The sequence below is a fragment of the Streptomyces sporangiiformans genome, from assembly GCF_005768555.2.
In the GTDB taxonomy this organism is placed as follows: Bacteria; Actinomycetota; Actinomycetes; order Streptomycetales; family Streptomycetaceae; genus Streptomyces; species Streptomyces sporangiiformans.
Genome location: NZ_VCHX02000320.1, coordinates 30,311 through 45,591, shown reverse-complemented (window position 1 = coordinate 45,591; position 15,281 = coordinate 30,311). Strand labels below are relative to the sequence as shown.

Annotated in this window: 16 protein-coding genes; 7 read left to right on the top strand and 9 right to left on the bottom strand. The window is 69.6% G+C overall.

Annotated elements, in window-relative coordinates; all coding sequences use genetic code 11:
- Positions 1–86: 86 nt before the first annotated feature.
- Entirely contained in the window at positions 87–881 is a 795-nt protein-coding gene (locus FGD71_RS39655) for a metal-dependent hydrolase (protein ID WP_119105402.1), read from the bottom strand.
- Between the two features lie 145 nt (positions 882–1,026).
- Between FGD71_RS39655 and FGD71_RS39650 the strand changes: the two genes are divergently transcribed.
- Together FGD71_RS39650 and FGD71_RS39645 are read left to right on the top strand one after the other, a co-directional pair.
- The gene (locus FGD71_RS39650; protein WP_119105401.1) at positions 1,027–3,540 is read left to right on the top strand and encodes a DEAD/DEAH box helicase; all 2,514 of its coding nucleotides are present in this window, start codon (positions 1,027–1,029) and stop codon (positions 3,538–3,540) included.
- A gap of 19 nt (positions 3,541–3,559) precedes the next feature.
- Positions 3,560–4,432: an acyl-CoA thioesterase gene (locus tag FGD71_RS39645; protein ID WP_119105400.1), complete on the top strand. Its 873-nt coding sequence runs from the start codon at positions 3,560–3,562 to the stop codon at positions 4,430–4,432.
- Between the two features lie 4 nt (positions 4,433–4,436).
- Here the strand turns inward: FGD71_RS39645 and FGD71_RS39640 are convergent, their stop codons facing one another.
- Together FGD71_RS39640 and FGD71_RS39635 are read right to left on the bottom strand one after the other, a co-directional pair.
- Positions 4,437–5,315 (bottom strand): DUF6397 family protein, encoded by an 879-nt coding sequence (locus FGD71_RS39640; protein ID WP_119105399.1) that lies wholly within the window; start codon positions 5,313–5,315, stop codon positions 4,437–4,439.
- A gap of 154 nt (positions 5,316–5,469) precedes the next feature.
- Positions 5,470–5,883 (bottom strand): roadblock/LC7 domain-containing protein, encoded by a 414-nt coding sequence (locus FGD71_RS39635; RefSeq protein WP_119105398.1) that lies wholly within the window; start codon positions 5,881–5,883, stop codon positions 5,470–5,472.
- A gap of 93 nt (positions 5,884–5,976) precedes the next feature.
- Between FGD71_RS39635 and FGD71_RS39630 the strand changes: the two genes are divergently transcribed.
- The gene (locus FGD71_RS39630) at positions 5,977–6,405 is read left to right on the top strand and encodes a PPOX class F420-dependent oxidoreductase (RefSeq protein ID WP_119105397.1); all 429 of its coding nucleotides are present in this window, start codon (positions 5,977–5,979) and stop codon (positions 6,403–6,405) included.
- Between the two features lie 12 nt (positions 6,406–6,417).
- Here FGD71_RS39630 and FGD71_RS39625 read toward each other — a convergent pair whose 3' ends face one another.
- The 5 genes from FGD71_RS39625 to FGD71_RS39605 form a co-directional block, all read right to left on the bottom strand.
- Positions 6,418–7,023: a GTP-binding protein gene (locus FGD71_RS39625; protein ID WP_119105396.1), complete on the bottom strand. Its 606-nt coding sequence runs from the start codon at positions 7,021–7,023 to the stop codon at positions 6,418–6,420.
- Between the two features lie 194 nt (positions 7,024–7,217).
- Positions 7,218–7,631 (bottom strand): DUF742 domain-containing protein, encoded by a 414-nt coding sequence (locus FGD71_RS39620; protein WP_119105395.1) that lies wholly within the window; start codon positions 7,629–7,631, stop codon positions 7,218–7,220.
- 19 nt (positions 7,632–7,650) lie between these two features.
- On the bottom strand, positions 7,651–8,088 hold the full coding sequence (locus FGD71_RS39615; protein ID WP_119105394.1) for a roadblock/LC7 domain-containing protein: 438 nt from the start codon (positions 8,086–8,088) through the stop codon (positions 7,651–7,653).
- Positions 8,085–10,625, bottom strand: coding sequence for a nitrate- and nitrite sensing domain-containing protein (locus FGD71_RS39610; protein ID WP_119105393.1), 2,541 nt, complete (start codon positions 10,623–10,625; stop codon positions 8,085–8,087). The genes FGD71_RS39615 and FGD71_RS39610 overlap by 4 nt, the downstream gene beginning before the upstream one ends.
- Before the next feature lie 58 nt (positions 10,626–10,683).
- On the bottom strand, positions 10,684–11,457 hold the full coding sequence (locus tag FGD71_RS39605) for an MHYT domain-containing protein (RefSeq protein WP_119105392.1): 774 nt from the start codon (positions 11,455–11,457) through the stop codon (positions 10,684–10,686).
- Between the two features lie 168 nt (positions 11,458–11,625).
- On the opposite strand from FGD71_RS39605, the gene FGD71_RS39600 reads away from it, so the two are divergent.
- Positions 11,626–12,234, top strand: coding sequence for a class I SAM-dependent methyltransferase (locus FGD71_RS39600; protein ID WP_240437000.1), 609 nt, complete (start codon positions 11,626–11,628; stop codon positions 12,232–12,234).
- A 48-nt stretch (positions 12,235–12,282) separates the two neighbouring features.
- Here the strand turns inward: FGD71_RS39600 and FGD71_RS39595 are convergent, their stop codons facing one another.
- The gene (locus FGD71_RS39595) at positions 12,283–13,038 is read right to left on the bottom strand and encodes an alpha/beta fold hydrolase (RefSeq protein WP_119105391.1); all 756 of its coding nucleotides are present in this window, start codon (positions 13,036–13,038) and stop codon (positions 12,283–12,285) included.
- A gap of 98 nt (positions 13,039–13,136) precedes the next feature.
- Here FGD71_RS39595 and FGD71_RS39590 point away from each other — a divergent pair, with 98 nt between their 5' ends.
- The 3 genes from FGD71_RS39590 (at position 13,137) to FGD71_RS39580 (ending at position 15,223) form a co-directional block, all read left to right on the top strand.
- A complete protein-coding gene (locus FGD71_RS39590; protein WP_119105390.1) occupies positions 13,137–13,670 on the top strand; it encodes a PadR family transcriptional regulator in 534 nt (177 codons plus the stop codon).
- A 192-nt stretch (positions 13,671–13,862) separates the two neighbouring features.
- Positions 13,863–14,171, top strand: a complete 309-nt coding sequence (locus FGD71_RS39585) for a hypothetical protein (protein WP_181359371.1) — start codon at positions 13,863–13,865, stop codon at positions 14,169–14,171.
- A 191-nt stretch (positions 14,172–14,362) separates the two neighbouring features.
- The gene (locus FGD71_RS39580; RefSeq protein ID WP_119105389.1) at positions 14,363–15,223 is read left to right on the top strand and encodes a hypothetical protein; all 861 of its coding nucleotides are present in this window, start codon (positions 14,363–14,365) and stop codon (positions 15,221–15,223) included.
- The last annotated feature ends 58 nt before the right edge of the window (positions 15,224–15,281 follow it).

The following is a 15,281-nucleotide window of genomic DNA, read 5'->3' as shown; positions in this document are numbered from 1 at the left end:
CAGGCCGCTGCCCCGGGTGCCGGTGGCGGGAGCGCGGCTGCCGGGCCGGGCGACCGAGGCACTGCCCGTGCGGTCGGCCGAGTCGCTCAGATGACGTTGAGCGCGGCCGCGCAGCCCACTCCGCCGAGCAGCATGAACGCCGGCATCAGTACCTTCAGCTCGACCCAGCTGCCCGCCCGGAACCGCATCGCCTTGGGCGGCCCCACCGGGTACCAGCGCTTGCGGCCGACCGGTATCGGCCACAGGATCGGGCAGCCGGACACCGTCAGCGCGTCCCCGATGTCGTGCACCAGCGCGCCGAGGACGACTGGGAGCCCGAGCCACAGGTACTCCTGGCCCGGCGCCGTGAACAGCCAGTCGGAGCCGTTCCCCGGCTTGTCCAGGACTCCGGCGAGGATCCAGGCGCTGGTCGCGGCGAGCAGCCACACCAGGACATCGCTGCTGGACCCGCGGGTCGCCCGCCACAGCAGACCCTCGATGGCGAGCACCATGTGGACGAAGAGAATCGCCAGGACCGCCCAGCGCTCCCCAGTGATCGCAACGACGGAGGTGCCCGCGCCGATCAGCACCGCCCACAGCCAGGTGTGCGTAAGCGTGCGGTGCCCACCCGAGCGGCGTGGATCGCCCTGCTTCTTCGTCCCCTTGTAGATGGCGTACGAGAGCTTGTCGACGATCTCGCACAGTCCCCGGGAGAGGGGTCCGAAGGCGCGCGAAATGGTGGCCGCTTTGTGGTCGAGGTCCGGGGCGAGCGCGGCGCCGGCGCAGATCAGCGCGCCGACCAGGAGGACCGGCCAGGGCATCGTGTGACCCGCGGCGGCGGCCGCGGCTCCGACGCCCAGCCAGGCGGCGGCCCCCGACAGTGAGTGTGCTGGTCCCATCATGGCCGTGGCCCGCCCCATTCCTCGTGTACCGGCGTCCAGTTGCATACGTGCACTGACGCCCCGTCGGCGCCACAGCGTAGCGTTCGTGATCTTCGGGTCGGCAACCGATTCCCTCATTGCGGGGGATCACAGGCAAGATGGGAGCGTGACCCTTATCGATCAGCTGCCGCAGACCGCAGATCCCGACGCCCTCTACGAAGCCTTCGAGTCGTGGGCCGGGGAACGTGGTCTCACGCTCTATCCCCACCAGGAGGAGGCGCTGATCGAGGTGGTCTCGGGTGCGAACGTGATCGTGTCGACGCCCACCGGCTCGGGCAAGAGCATGATCGCCGCTGGTGCGCACTTCGCGGCGCTGGCCCGTGACGAGGTCACTTTCTACACGGCGCCGATCAAGGCGCTCGTCTCGGAGAAGTTTTTCGAGCTGTGCAAGATCTTCGGCACCGAAAACGTGGGCATGCTGACCGGCGACGCCTCCGTCAACGCCGACGCGCCCGTCATCTGCTGCACTGCCGAGGTGCTCGCCTCCATAGCGCTGCGCGACGGCAGGAACGCCGACGTCGGCCAGGTCGTCATGGACGAGTTCCACTTCTACGCCGAAGGCGACCGCGGCTGGGCCTGGCAGATCCCGATCCTCGAACTGCCTCAGGCCCAGTTCATCCTGATGTCGGCCACGCTCGGCGACGTCTCGATGTTCGAGAAGGACCTCACCCGGCGGACCGGCCGGCCCACCGCGGTCGTCCGCTCGGCCACCCGGCCCGTGCCCCTTTCCTACGAGTACAAGCTGACGCCGCTCACGGAGACGCTCACCGAGCTCCTGGAGACGAAGCAGGCTCCGGTCTACATCGTCCACTTCACCCAGGCCCAGGCCGTGGAGCGGGCACAGGCACTGATGAGCATCAACATGTGCTCGCGTGCGGAGAAGGACCAGATCGCCGAGCTGATCGGCAACTTCCGCTTCACCACCAAGTTCGGACGCAATCTCTCCCGCTACGTACGGCACGGCATCGGCGTGCACCACGCCGGCATGCTGCCCAAGTACCGGCGTCTGGTGGAGAAGCTGGCCCAGGCCGGTCTGTTGAAGGTCATCTGCGGCACGGACACCCTCGGTGTCGGCGTCAACGTCCCGATCCGCACCGTGCTGTTCACGGCTCTGGCGAAGTACGACGGCAATCGGGTGCGCACACTGCGCGCGCGGGAGTTCCACCAGATCGCGGGCCGCGCCGGCCGGGCGGGCTTCGACACGGCGGGCTTCGTCGTCGCCCAGGCACCCGAGCATGTCGTCGAGAACGAGAAGGCCCTCGCCAAGGCGGGAGACGATCCGAAGAAACGCCGCAAGGTGGTCCGGAAGAAGGCGCCCGAGGGATTCGTCGGCTGGACGGAGAACACGTTCGAGAAGCTCATCACGTCCGATCCGGAACCCCTCACCTCCCGCTTCCGGGTCACACACACGATGCTTCTGTCGGTGATCGCCCGGCCCGGCAACGCCTTCGAGGAGATGCGCCATCTCCTGGAGGACAACCACGAGCCGCGCAAGCAGCAGTTGCGGCACATCCGCCGAGCGATCGCCATCTACCGCTCGCTCCTTGACGGCGGCATCGTCGAGAAGCTCGACGAACCGGACGCCGAGGGCCGCATCGTGCGGCTGACGGTCGATCTCCAGCACGACTTCGCGCTCAACCAGCCGCTGTCCACCTTCGCGCTCGCCGCGTTCGAACTGCTGGAGCCTGAGTCCCCCTCCTACGCGCTGGACATGGTGTCCGTCGTCGAGTCCACGCTGGACGACCCCCGGCAGATCCTCGCCGCTCAGCAGAACAAGGCCCGCGGCGAAGCCGTGGCGGCGATGAAGGCCGACGGCGTCGAGTACGAGGAGCGGATGGAGCGGCTCCAGGACGTGTCGTACCCCAAGCCGTTGGAGGAGCTCCTCTTCCACGCGTACAACACCTACCGCAAGAGCCACCCTTGGGTCGGTGACCATCCGCTGTCGCCGAAGTCCGTCATCCGTGACATGTACGAACGGGCCCTGTCCTTCACCGAGTTCGTCTCCTTCTACGAACTCGCCCGCACCGAGGGCATCGTGCTGCGTTACCTCGCGAGCGCGTACAAGGCTCTCGACCACACGGTCCCGGACGATCTCAAGTCCGACGATCTGGAGGACCTGATCGCCTGGCTCGGCGAGATGGTGCGTCAGGTCGACTCCAGTCTCCTCGACGAGTGGGAGCAGCTCGCCAACCCGGAGGAGATGACGGCGGAGGAAGCCCAGGAGAAGGCTGACCAGGTCAGGCCGGTCACCGCGAACGCGCGAGCCTTCCGGGTCCTCGTTCGCAACGCCATGTTCCGCCGTGTCGAGCTCGCCGCACTCGACCACGTCGAGGAACTCGGCGAGCTGGACGCCGAGTCCGGCTGGGACGCCGACGCCTGGGGCGAGGCCATGGACAAGTACTGGGACGAGTACGACGACCTCGGCACCGGTCCCGACGCTCGCGGCCCCAAGCTGCTGCTCATCGAGGAGGAGCCGCAGAACGGCCTGTGGCGCGTCCGGCAGACCTTCGCCGATCCGAACGGCGACCATGACTGGGGCATCAGCGCGGAGATCGACCTGTCGGCTTCCGACGCCGAGGGACGTGCCGTCGTGAAGGTCACCGACGTCGGCCAGTTGTGAGCACAGGAGAACGTGACAGATGACGAACCCAGCCGAACGACTCGTCGATCTGCTCGACCTGGAGCAGATCGAGGTCAACATCTTCCGTGGCCGCAGCCCGCAGGAGTCCCTGCAGCGGGTCTTCGGCGGGCAGGTGGCGGGCCAGGCCCTGGTCGCCGCCGGCCGCACCACGGACGGGGAACGGCCCGTGCACTCACTGCACGCGTACTTCCTGCGCCCGGGCCGGCCGGGCGTGCCGATCGTGTACCAGGTCGAGCGGGTCCGCGACGGGCGGTCGTTCACCACGCGTCGCGTCACCGCCGTGCAGCAGGGCCGCACGATCTTCAATCTGACCGCCTCCTTTCACAAGCCTGAGGAAGGGAGCTTCGAGCACCAGCTGCCGCCGGCCCGCAAGGTCCCCGATCCTGAGTCGCTCCCGACCGTCAGTCAGGAGATCAAGGAGCATCTGGGCGTGCTCCCTGAGACGTTGGAGCGCATGGCCCGACGCCAGCCCTTCGATATCCGCTACGTGGACCGGCTGCGCTGGGCTCGTGAGGAAGTCGAGGGTGCCGAACCGCGCAGCGCCGTATGGATGCGCGCCGTCGGACCGCTGGGCGACGATCCGCTCGTCCACACATGCGCGCTCACCTACGCGAGCGATATGACCCTCCTGGATGCCGTGCGCATCCCCGTGGAGCCGCTCTGGGGTCCGCGGGGCTTCGACATGGCCTCGCTGGACCACGCCATGTGGTTCCACCGGCCGTTCCGCACCGACGAGTGGTTCCTGTACGACCAGGAGTCGCCGATCGCCACGGGTGGCCGCGGCCTGGCGCGCGGACGCATCTACGACCGGGAAGGACGCCTGCTCGTCTCGGTGGTCCAGGAAGGACTTTTCCGCAAGCTCGAGGCCTGAGGGGTCAGAGGTTTCTGCGGCGCAACCATCCGATGAGGCCGCGCGAGCATTCCGGTTGCCCGGTGGTCGTCGGTGGTGGTGGGGCCGGAGGCGCCGGCCTCGGTGTCGGACGCGGCGCGGGACGCTCCGCGCGGGCCTCCGCGATCGCGTTCGCCAAGTCGCTGCGGAGCCAGTCGATCTCGTCCGGGTCCTCGGCTGTCATGATCCGCGCGGCGATGTGCGCGGCGGGCGAACCGGGCGCACCGTGGGATGGCTGTTCGGGCCGGTAGCGGTTCAGATACGCGCGTTCGTACGGATCGTCGATGATCTCCCCGATCTGCACGGGGTCGAGCAGGGAGGCCACGGCCGCGGCCCGCGCCCAGGGGTCTTTGGTCTGCCGCAGCAGAAATCCGACATGCCGTCCCCGCCAGTTGCGGGCCCGCAGATCCAGACCCGCGTCCAGCTGGTCGCGCAGCCCTTCGGGCGTACGGCCGCTCAGCAGTGGGGCGTTCTCCTTGCTCGCGGCGAACTGCCGTACCTCCTCGGCCAGATACAGCCAGACCACCGCCCGGTAGCGGTTCAAATAAAATTTCACGGGAGCGACCAAGCCCAGGCGGGCGAGCCGTGTGAACCGGGCCGCTGTCACGTCCATGAGAGCCGCGCCCTGCGAAGTGCCCACGACCTTGACATGTTTCCGCAGTGCGTCGGGGAAGCCGTCCTCGGAACGCACCCGGTCGATCTCCGCACGGGCCACGCGCCGGCCCCCGCCCCCTTCGTCCGGCACCGTCCGGATGCGTCCGAGGCGGACGGCGAGGTCGAACTCGCCCCGCTTGAGCCCCAGTTCTCGCGCGGCGCGGCTCTGTGCGAGCGATGGGCGGGCCTGCGTGATGGTGTTTCCGGACATGGTGGTTCTCCCCCGTACAGCGACGTGCACTTGCGTGCCCTTGCCCTGCTTGCGCCCGACTTGCGTGCGCTTGCTTCGGGAAAAACCGTAGCCGGTTCGCAACGTCTCGCGCCGAGCCTGTGGATAACTCTGAGCGCGTCGACGTCCATGCAGGTCAGAGGTCTACGACGGGTGCGCGTTCCGGCTGTCGCGCATCGATGCGGAGATGTTCGCCGACGCGGTTGACGAGCAGCGTCATCTCGTACGCGACCTGGCCTATGTCTGCCTCGGCCGCGCTGAGTACGCACAGACAGCTGCCGGCGCCCGCCGCCGTGACGAAGAGCACCGCGTCATCGAACTCGATCATCGTCTGGCGTACCTGGCCGGCGCCGAAGTGCCGGCCGGAGCCCTTGGCCAGGCTGTGCAGGCCCGACGAGACGGCGGCGAGGTGTTCGGCGTCCTCGCGCCTGAGTCCCGTGCTCGCGGCGGTCACCAGCCCGTCGTTGGACAGCACCAGCGCGTGCCGCACATGTTCCACACGCTCGGTCAGGTCGTCCAACAGCCAGCCAAGTCCCTGGTTCTGCGCCATACTCCGTCTCCCCGTGTTGTGATCCCCCCTGGCCGGAGGATCTGACCAGCCACCCTTCCCCACAGCCGCCGCGCGAGCAAGCAGGATGGGGGCATGGCACAGAAGATGACCGATGAGGAATGGCGGGCCTTCGTCTCAGAGGGCACCCGCACTGGCAAATTGTCGACCGTCAGGGCCGACGGAAGCCCGCATCTGACACCGATCTGGTTTCTGCTCGACGGGGACGACGTGGTCTTCAATACCGGAAAGAGCAGCGTCAAGGGCCGGAATCTGGCACGGGACGGGCGAATCGCCCTGTGTGTGGACGACGACCGCCCTCCGTATGCCTTCGTGGTCCTGCAGGGACGAGCCCGAATTTCGGAGGATCTGGCCGAGATACGGCTTTGGGCAGGGCGGATCGGAGCGCGCTACATGGGTGAGGAGCGGGCCGAGGAGTTCGGTGCCCGCAATGGCGTGCCCGGTGAACTCCTCGTTCGCGTAAGGATCGAGAAGGTCCTCGCCCAAGCAGCTGTCGCGGACTGAGCGAGCCGCGTGTCAGCTGACGGAGTCGAGCAGCCGGGCAGTGTGCATCCGCCCGGCGTACTCGACGAGACGTATCAGCACCTCCTTCCCCGAGTCGCGGTCACGGGCGTCGCAGAGCACCACGGGCGTCCCTCGGTCGAGGTCGAGGGCGCGTGACACCTCGTCTCCGCCGTACGGACGCGCGCCGACGAAGCAGTTGACGGCCACCACGAACGGGATGCGCCGGTGCTCGAAGTAGTCCACCGCGGGAAAGCAGTCCTCGAGCCGCCGGGTGTCCGCGAGGACGACGGCGCCGAGCGCGCCCTGTGACAGTTCGTCCCACAGGAACCAGAACCGGTCCTGTCCCGGCGTGCCGAACAGGTAGAGCGACAAGCCGGACCTGATGGTGATGCGCCCGAAGTCCATGGCGACGGTCGTCGTGACCTTCTCGTCCACGCCGTCGGTGTCGTCCACCGACTGACCCGCCTCGCTCAGCAGTTCCTCGGTGCGCAGGGGCCTGATCTCACTGACGGCGCCCACCAGCGTGGTCTTGCCCACGCCGAACCCGCCGGCGACCAGAATCTTCAACGCCAGGGCGGCCGTCTCGGCGTTCGTGGCATCGGAGTGCTCGGAGACCATCGATCACTTCTCTCGGGAGTAACGGCAACGGCCGACGACAGTGCGTCCGCGCGAAGTCAGCATCATGACAACTGCGGCTTGACTTCGGGTGGTTGGACCGCAAATTGACCGTTGTGACCGTCCGGCGCACATCCGGTGCCCGGTTGAGTGCGCACCAGTGTGTGGGAACGGTCGTCGGGGGTTCTGGTTCGTCATCACAGCGCTCGCAGTCCCTCGATGACCTCGCGCAGGATGCGCTCGTCGGGCAGCTGTGCGGGCGGCACCGGGCGGCTGACCGTGACGCATCCCAGCTCCAGGAGGTCGCCGAGAAGCACCCGGACCACGCCCACGGGCAGGTCGGCGCCCGCGGCCAACTCCGCGACGGACTGGGTCTCGACCCGACAGAGTTCGGTCAGGGCGAGGTGTTCCGGGCCCAGAGAGCTGTCGTCGCCGACGTCAGGGGCTCCCGCGTCGAGTGAAACGAGCGCGATCAGGTCGAAGCGCACGCCCGTGGGACCGGGCTTGGTGCGGCCGCCTGTCATCGCGTACGGGCGGACGAGCGGCCCGGCCTCGTGGTCGTACCACTGACTCCCCAACTGCTCAGAAGTGCCCGCTCTGTCCTCGCTCATGTGCGCCGACCCCCTTCGCTCACCCGGACACGGGCGGTTGCACGGCGCCACGTGGCGCTGCGTGGAGATGCTCGCCCACACGCTTGACCAGACGAGCCATCTCGTAGGCGACCAGCCCGATGTCGGCCGTCACGGCGCTGAGAACGGCGAGGCAGGAGCCGTCGCCTGCGGCCGCCACAAACAGGAAACCGTCGTCCATCTCCACCATGGTCTGGCGTACGCCGCCCACACCGAAGTGGCGGCCGGCGCCCTTGGCCAGGCTGTTGAAGCCCGAGGCGACCGCGGCGAGGTGCTCTGCGTCCTCCCGTCGGAGGTCGCTGGACGCGCCCACCGCCAGCCCGTCGTTCGACAGCACCACGGCATGCCGTACTTCACCGACGCGCAGCACCAAGTCATCCAGCAGCCAGTCGAGTTCACCGGCACGCTGAGCGGTCGCCATGCCCGGGTCCTGGATCATGCGGGGTCTCCTTCGCTGCTGTCGCCGCCCGCTACGGGGCCGGAGGTTGCGCCGAGGCCGGGTGAACGTCCGCCGCCGCGGGCCCAGCCGGCGCGATAGGCGGCCATGCGGTCCCGTACCAGTTCGGGGGTGCGTCCGTGGTCGCCCTGAGGGGGCGCCGATTCCGTGGCCTCGGCAGGTCGCTCCACCCGCAACTGCGGGGCGAGACTCGCCTGTCGTACGCGCCGCGGGAGCTCGTCGGACTGCTCGGGCTCGTCAGTCGGGCGGTGCAACCTCAGGGTTGTGACGCCGGGCGGCGGTGCTTCATGCGGTCCGTCCGCCGGGGCTCCCATGGGATCGTGCGCCGGGGCGACCAGGGCGGGCCGCTCGGCCAAGGCCTCTACGGAGTCCTGCTTCGTGGCGGCGCCGGGCACACGCGCGTGCTCACGTTCCGAGGGCTGTGTGCTGTCCACCCGGTCGGCACCGGAACGTTCCGCCGCAGCGGTGTGCAGCAGGGCTGTGGGCAGCAGGACGACCGCGGTGGTGCCGCCGTAGGGCGAGGTCCGCAGGTGCACCTTGATGTCGTGCCGGGCGGCGAGCCTGCTCACCACGAACAGTCCCAGCCGGTCGCTGTCGAACAGGTCGAGCGCCTCGGACCGCTCGATGCGGCGGTTGGCCTCGGACAGGGTCTCCTTGCCCATGCCGAGGCCCCGGTCCTCGATCTCCACCACGTAGCCGTTGCCGACCGGCTCGCCGGTTATCCGCACTTTGGTGTGGGGCGGTGAGAACTGGGCGGCGTTCTCGACGATCTCGGCCAGGAGGTGCGTGAGGTCGGCGACCGCGGCTCCGACGACCGCCGTCTCCGGGAGTTGCCGTACCTCCACGCGCGCGTAGTCCTCGACTTCGGAGACGGCCGCACGGACCACGTTGGTGAGCGACACCGGCATGCGCCAGGCCCGGCCGGGAGCGGCTCCGGAAAGGATGATCAGGCTTTCCGCATGACGGCGCATCCGCGTGGTCAGGTGGTCGAGGCGGAACAGGTCGCCCAGTTCGTTCGGGTCCTCGGATCGGCGCTCCATGCTGTCCAGCAGGTTCAGCTGACGATGCACGAGAACCTGGCTGCGGCGGGCGAGGTTGACGAACACTCCGGAGATGCCGCTGGCGAGTTCCGCCCGTTCGACCGCGGCGTGCAGGGCGGCCCGGTGCACGGTGCTCAGGGCCTCCGCGACCTGTCCGATCTCGTCCTCCGCGGGCGGTCCGGGCGGGGTTTCGGCACGGACGTCGATCTCCTCTCCCGCCCGCAGCCTGCGCATGGCGTGCGGGAGTTTGCGGCGGGCGATCTCCAGTGCGCCGTTGCGCAGGCTGACCAGCTCGACGACCAGGCCGCGTCCGATGCGGACGGAGATGACGAGCGACGCCGCCACGGCGACCAGGCCCAGGAGGACCGCGGCACCTGCCGGTGAGAGCAGGCCGCGCCGGAGCGGGTCGGCCCGGTCCGCGACACCATGACCCGCACCCGCCTCGATCGTCCGCATGTCGTCCTGCACGCGCGCGTGGGCGGCATTCCAGGCCGCTTCCCGCGTGGCATCGATGGCCCTGTGGCCGGGCTGGGTCACGAGCACCTTGTCCTCTACGGCGCGTATGCCGGCATACGCGCTCCCCTCCGCGAGGTCGTCCCAGGCGGCCCGCTCCGGCCCTCGCAGATCCGCGACAGCGGACTCGGTGAGCAACCGGCGTGTGTCGACGGCACCGGTGAACAGCCGCAGCCGCTCTCCCTCGAGGGCCCCGGCGAGCCGGGCGCCGGCGAGCACCGCGTCCTCCTGTGCCAGCGCCTCCCCCGCGCGGGAGAACTCGAGCACCACGCGCGCGTCCGAGCCGAGATCCGCGTCCTGGATTCCGGTGAGCGCTCCGCCGACTGCGAAGGCCGTCGAAATGGTCTCGGTGTACTGCGCGTATGTCTCGTTCCACTCGGTCCGCCGGTCGAGCACCGCGGTACGCAGGGAAGACAGTTGTTCGGCTCGGGTGACGAAGACAGCGAGCCGCTGCGCAACTCCGGAGGGCAGCTCTTCGCTGTCCGCGACGGTGTTGCGGTCCCCGAGCCGCAACTTCCCCACGGCCCGGTCGGTACGCGACGCCAGTGCCCTGAGGTCGCTCTCCCGCCCGGCGGCGGGGGTGGTCGCATGGCGCACCGCGGCGGTGCGCTCGGCCTGGAGGGCGGCCACGGCGGCGGCCACCGGGGCACGCACCTGGGAGTCCACCCGTTGCAGCTGCCGCAATTGTGAGACGTCCTGAGCAGTGGTGACGGTGGCGTACGCCCAAAGGGCGAGCAAGGAGATGACGGGCACCATCAACAGGCAGACGATCTTCGCCCGTACGGTGCGGGGGCGAGGACTCCACAGTCCCGCGCGCGTGGGTGTATCGGTGGGCGCCGTGCCGGTGGGCTCTTGCGGGGCGGAGCCTTCGTCTGCTGGTGGGCCGGCGTGCGCGCGGCGGCCCCGAACCGGAGTCGGGGACGATGGCCGGGAGCCGTCTGTGGGGGTCCTACGGGGTGTACGCATGGCCTCCTCGCTCGGAGTGGTTCGGCGGGCGCGTGCCTGTCGCCAGGCCGGCCCCCCGTCAGGGGGCGACGCTCTCGACGGGTCGCTGGGCCGATGCGGATGCCTCGCGTTCCCCAGCCGTCGGGGAGAGCGCGACGAACGCCGATGTCAGAAAGAGGTAGGACCCGAGGCCGACGGCGAGGGGGAAGATGAACTGCATCGCCGTGGCCCCGGGCAGGGCCAAGCCGGAGGGGGAGACACGCACGCTGACCGCGATCATCCCGGTGTAGTGCATGCTGCTCACCGCCCCTCCCATGACGAGGGAGGCGACGGCGACCGCGATCGGCGACTTGATGTTCAGCGCCGCCCACAGGGCCGCTGTCGCCGCGACCACGGCGATCACGACGGAGGTGCCCACGAGCACCGGGTCGTAGTTCACGTCGCCGTGCAGCCGCAGCGCGGCCATTCCCAGGTAGTGCATGCTCGCGACGCCCAGGCCGGTGGTGAGGCCACCGAGCACGAGCGCCCGGCCACGGTGCCGGCCATAGCCGACGGCGAAGACGCCCGCACCGACGACGATCATGGCGACGAGCAGGCTGAGGACGGTGAGTGGCACGTTGTAGCGGATGTCGGTGCCGCTGACACCGAAGCCGAGCATTGCCACGAAGTGCATCGTCCAGATGCCGGTGCCGATCGCGGAAGCCGCGGTGAGCAGCCAGTTGCGGCGCGACCGTCCCGACGCGCCGAGGGCGCGGACCGTGCAGCGCAGCCCGAGGGCGGCGCCTATACAGGCCATCACGTACGACAGTACGGGCGTCAGCCAGCCGAAGGTGGCGTGGTCCAGGTGTCCCATGGCTCCGGGACGCTAGTCCCGACCGGGGCGCGCAAAGGGGGCGCGTTTCGAAAGGTGCTGGAATATGACGCAGAGCTGTACCGGAACGATCGCGCCATGCTCAAACATGTGCGCCGCGTCGAGTTCCGCCTCGGCGCCGGTCATGCCGGTCCGTGTGGGTGCGAGATCATGCGAAGCATGAGCGACGACCACACACACGTGCAGGAGTTCTTCGCGGCCCGCGCGGCCGAATGGGACGCCCGGTTCCCCGACGACGATCCGGCGTACGCGGCGGCGGTCGCCGAACTCGGCCTGCGGAAGGGCAACCGCGTGCTCGACGCGGGCTGTGGCACGGGACGGGCACTGCCGCCGCTGAGAGAAGCCGTGGGGCCTTCCGGAGTGGTTGTCGGCGCTGACCTGACCCCTGCCATGCTGGAGGCCGCGGTACGGGCGGGGCGGGACCGAGCGGGACAGTTGCTGCTCACCGATGTGGCCGCGCTGCCGTTGCGTTCGGAGTCACTCGACGCCGTCTTCGCGGCAGGGCTCATCGCTCACCTGCCGAACCCCGCCGAAAATCTACGGGAGTTGGCAAGGGTCGTGCGGCTCGGCGGGACGCTGGGGCTCTTCCACCCGATCGGCCGGGCCGCCCTGGCGGCACGCCAGGGACGGCAGATCACACCTGACGACCTGCGCGCCGAGGACAACCTCGGCCCGCTCCTGGCCGGCTCCGGCTGGCGTATGACTTCGTACGTCGACGAGGACGCCCGGTTCCTCGCACTGGCCGTACGTCAGAGCTGAGGACGCGCGCGCCAGAGCTGAGGACGTGCGCCAGGCTCAGGACATGTCCTACGACGCTCCGGCCACCGCCTCGGCGAATGCGTCCGGATTGTCGAACATGATGTTGTGCCCCGCACCGGGCACGGTCACCACCCGCACTCCGGCGGACTCCAGGGCTTGCCTTCCCGGCAGTTCGCCACTGAGAGCACCCTGAAGGTAGACACGGTCGATCGGCAGGTCTTCCAGGATGTGGCGCATCGTGGGGCGCGATCCCCGGGCGAGGCCGGTCGCCGTCCGGTGCAGGGCTCGTGGCTCGGCGAGCCTCATGGTCGCCGCCCACACAGGGCCGACCCGGTCCAGCACGCGCGCGTGGCCGCCGTCGACGTAGGCGTCCTCCTCGTAGGAGGCGATGCCGCTCTTGCCCGCGGTGTCCGGCGGGTACGGATCAAGGTTGGCTTCCGTAAGGACGAGCCGTGAGACAAGGTCGGGCCGCCGGCGGGCGAGCACGATCGCCACGGCGCCGCCCATGCTGTGCGCGATCAGCTCCGCTCTCGTGACACGTGCCTCGTCGAGAGCCGCCGCCAGCGCGTCGGCATGATCCTCCAGCGTGTAGGCGAAGTGTTCGGGCCGGTCACTGATGCCGTGCCCGGGCAGATCGACGAACAGCGAGCGGCGGCCGGCCAGTTCGGGCCGGGCCGCGATGTGCGCATGGTAGGCGGCCGACGCCGCGCCCAGCCCGTGCACGTACACCCGCGCGGGTTCGTCGCCCGACGTCTCCGTCCAGCGTATGAGGCTTCCCCTGCCGTCGAACTCGGCCTGCTTCATCGCCACGCTCCCTCGTCGCCTCGCGCCTCACCGGATGATACCTCGGAACCGATGTATAGCTGATGCGATGTACCACGACCGCAGGGCAAAATGGGGGCATGCTGGAACTCGCCATCCTGGGCTTCCTGTATGACGCCCCGCTGCACGGCTACGAGCTGCGCAAGCGCATCACGGCGCTGACAGGGCACGTACGGCCCGTCGCCGAGAGCACGCTGTATCCGGCGATCAAGCGGCTGGAAAAGGCCGGTCTACTGGACCGGGCGACGGAGCCCGGTGCCGTAGCCGCTCCGCGTCACGTCCTGACGCTCACCGAGGACGGCAGGCAGGAACTGCGCCGCAGGCTCAGGGATCCCATGCAGCGCGACATCACCGACGAGAACCGCTGGTTCACGGTGCTCGCCTTTCTCCGGCACCTCGATGACGCCGCCGCTCAGGCGGCCGTGTTGCGGCGGCGGCTCGCATTCCTGGAGGAACCCGCGAGCTTCTTCTACGAAGGCGACCGGCCGCTGCGGGCCGAGGAGTTGGACGACCCGTTCCGGAGCGGCATCCTCACCATCGCGCGAGCCACGAGCGGTGCCGAACTCGCCTGGCTGCGGTCCACGATCGACTCGCTCGACGGGAGTGGCACCTGAATGCCCGCGCGGTGGCGCGCAGGGCGCCCCGCTGCAGCGGAGCAGGTAACGGCTGGACTCGGTGCCGTGCCGCGGCTCTTCACAGCACCGCCCCCCTTCTGGTGCCGGAGCTTCAACTCTACGTTGAATAGCGACAGATGGGCGCTCAGCGATGGCAGACACACAGGGGGAAGGTGGCCCGAAATGGCCGACATGCTGGCTGGACTCCGCAGGCTGTTCTCACGCCTGGCAACGGCCGGGTCCGAGAAAGACAGTCGTCCGGAAAAGCAACGTCCGGAAAAGCGCACTCACAACTTGTTCGAGGCGGCCGCGGCCTACGTGTCGGCGTGCGCCGAGGACGACCAGGACGGGATCGACGAGGCCGCGACCTGGGTGTCACCCGAGGCGTTGTCGTTCGGGGTCAACGAGCTGGCGTGCCGGGCTGTCATCGCTCTCGCGCGGGAACGTGACGAGTCGCCCGGGGCCGTCGCGCGGACGCTCCTCGGCCTGCCCGCCGTCTGACGTCGGCGGGGCTGCTTGTTCGGGACGAGGACCGGATGCATGGCGGACGGCCCACTCGGCAGGCGTCGAGGACGGCCGTTTCGCCCCCGTCCGGCCGGATAACTGCAGCTCCGCGTGCACTCATGGCCCGTGACAAGCGCCGACGGATCGCATTAGTGTGCGCCGACGGACGTAGCGATGGGGAGGCTGGGATGGCCGGGCCGGACGACGACACCATCACCGCCGGGGACGATGACGCACTGTATGTGCTGACGGCGGTGCTCTTGACGCCCGCGCAGTTCCCCAGTGTGCTGGGCGACGACTACCCGGAGGCCTGCGCGGCCCTCGGACTGGCTCCGCTCGCCGACGGGTACGGCCTGGTACTCGGGCAGGACGGGGACGGGGCGCGGTGGACGGTCGTCGTCGACGACGTCTCGCTGGTCGCCGTCGCCATCGCGTCCTGGGACTGCGGCATGGAGTACGACCTGTCGCCCGACGAGCGCTCGATGGTCGCGGCGCTGCCCGGGTGGCCACTGGCCGTCGCCGTCGCGGCACCCGGGGTGCCCGCCCCGCACGACCCCGCGCCCGAAATCGCCGAGCAGCAGCCGCTGTCGCCACCGGACACCTCCATTTGGGGCCCGGCCCAGCGAAGGCTCGGCGCCGACGAGATCGCGCTTCAGTGGGCGGCCTGGCGGGAGCAGATCGACGACGAGGAGTTCAGGCGTCCGGACGGCGATGCGGCGACCGAGAAGCCCTCACAGGTCGATGACGAGCCGGCGAAGGGCGGCGACGGCGGGAGCGAGCCGCGCAGCGGCATACAGCGCGTGCTGGCGGAGGCTCGGGCGTATGTGGACACGCCGCCGCCCCTCGGCCGCGTGCGCTCGTCCTTTGCACCGGGTGACGCGCGGACCCTTCGGGCCGACGGTCCGGGCTGGTCGATGGTGGCCAGAACCGACGACATCGCCTTCGTCCTTCTCGATGAGAAGCCCGGCGAAATCCTTCCCGTGGGCCGTGGACCAGAGCTGCCGGGCCTGCTGGACGCACTCGACAAGATGGCCGTGCGCCCGAGCTGAGCCCGGCCGTACGGCCTTCCCGCACTGCGCACTCCGGGGCGCACACAGCCGCCCGCGG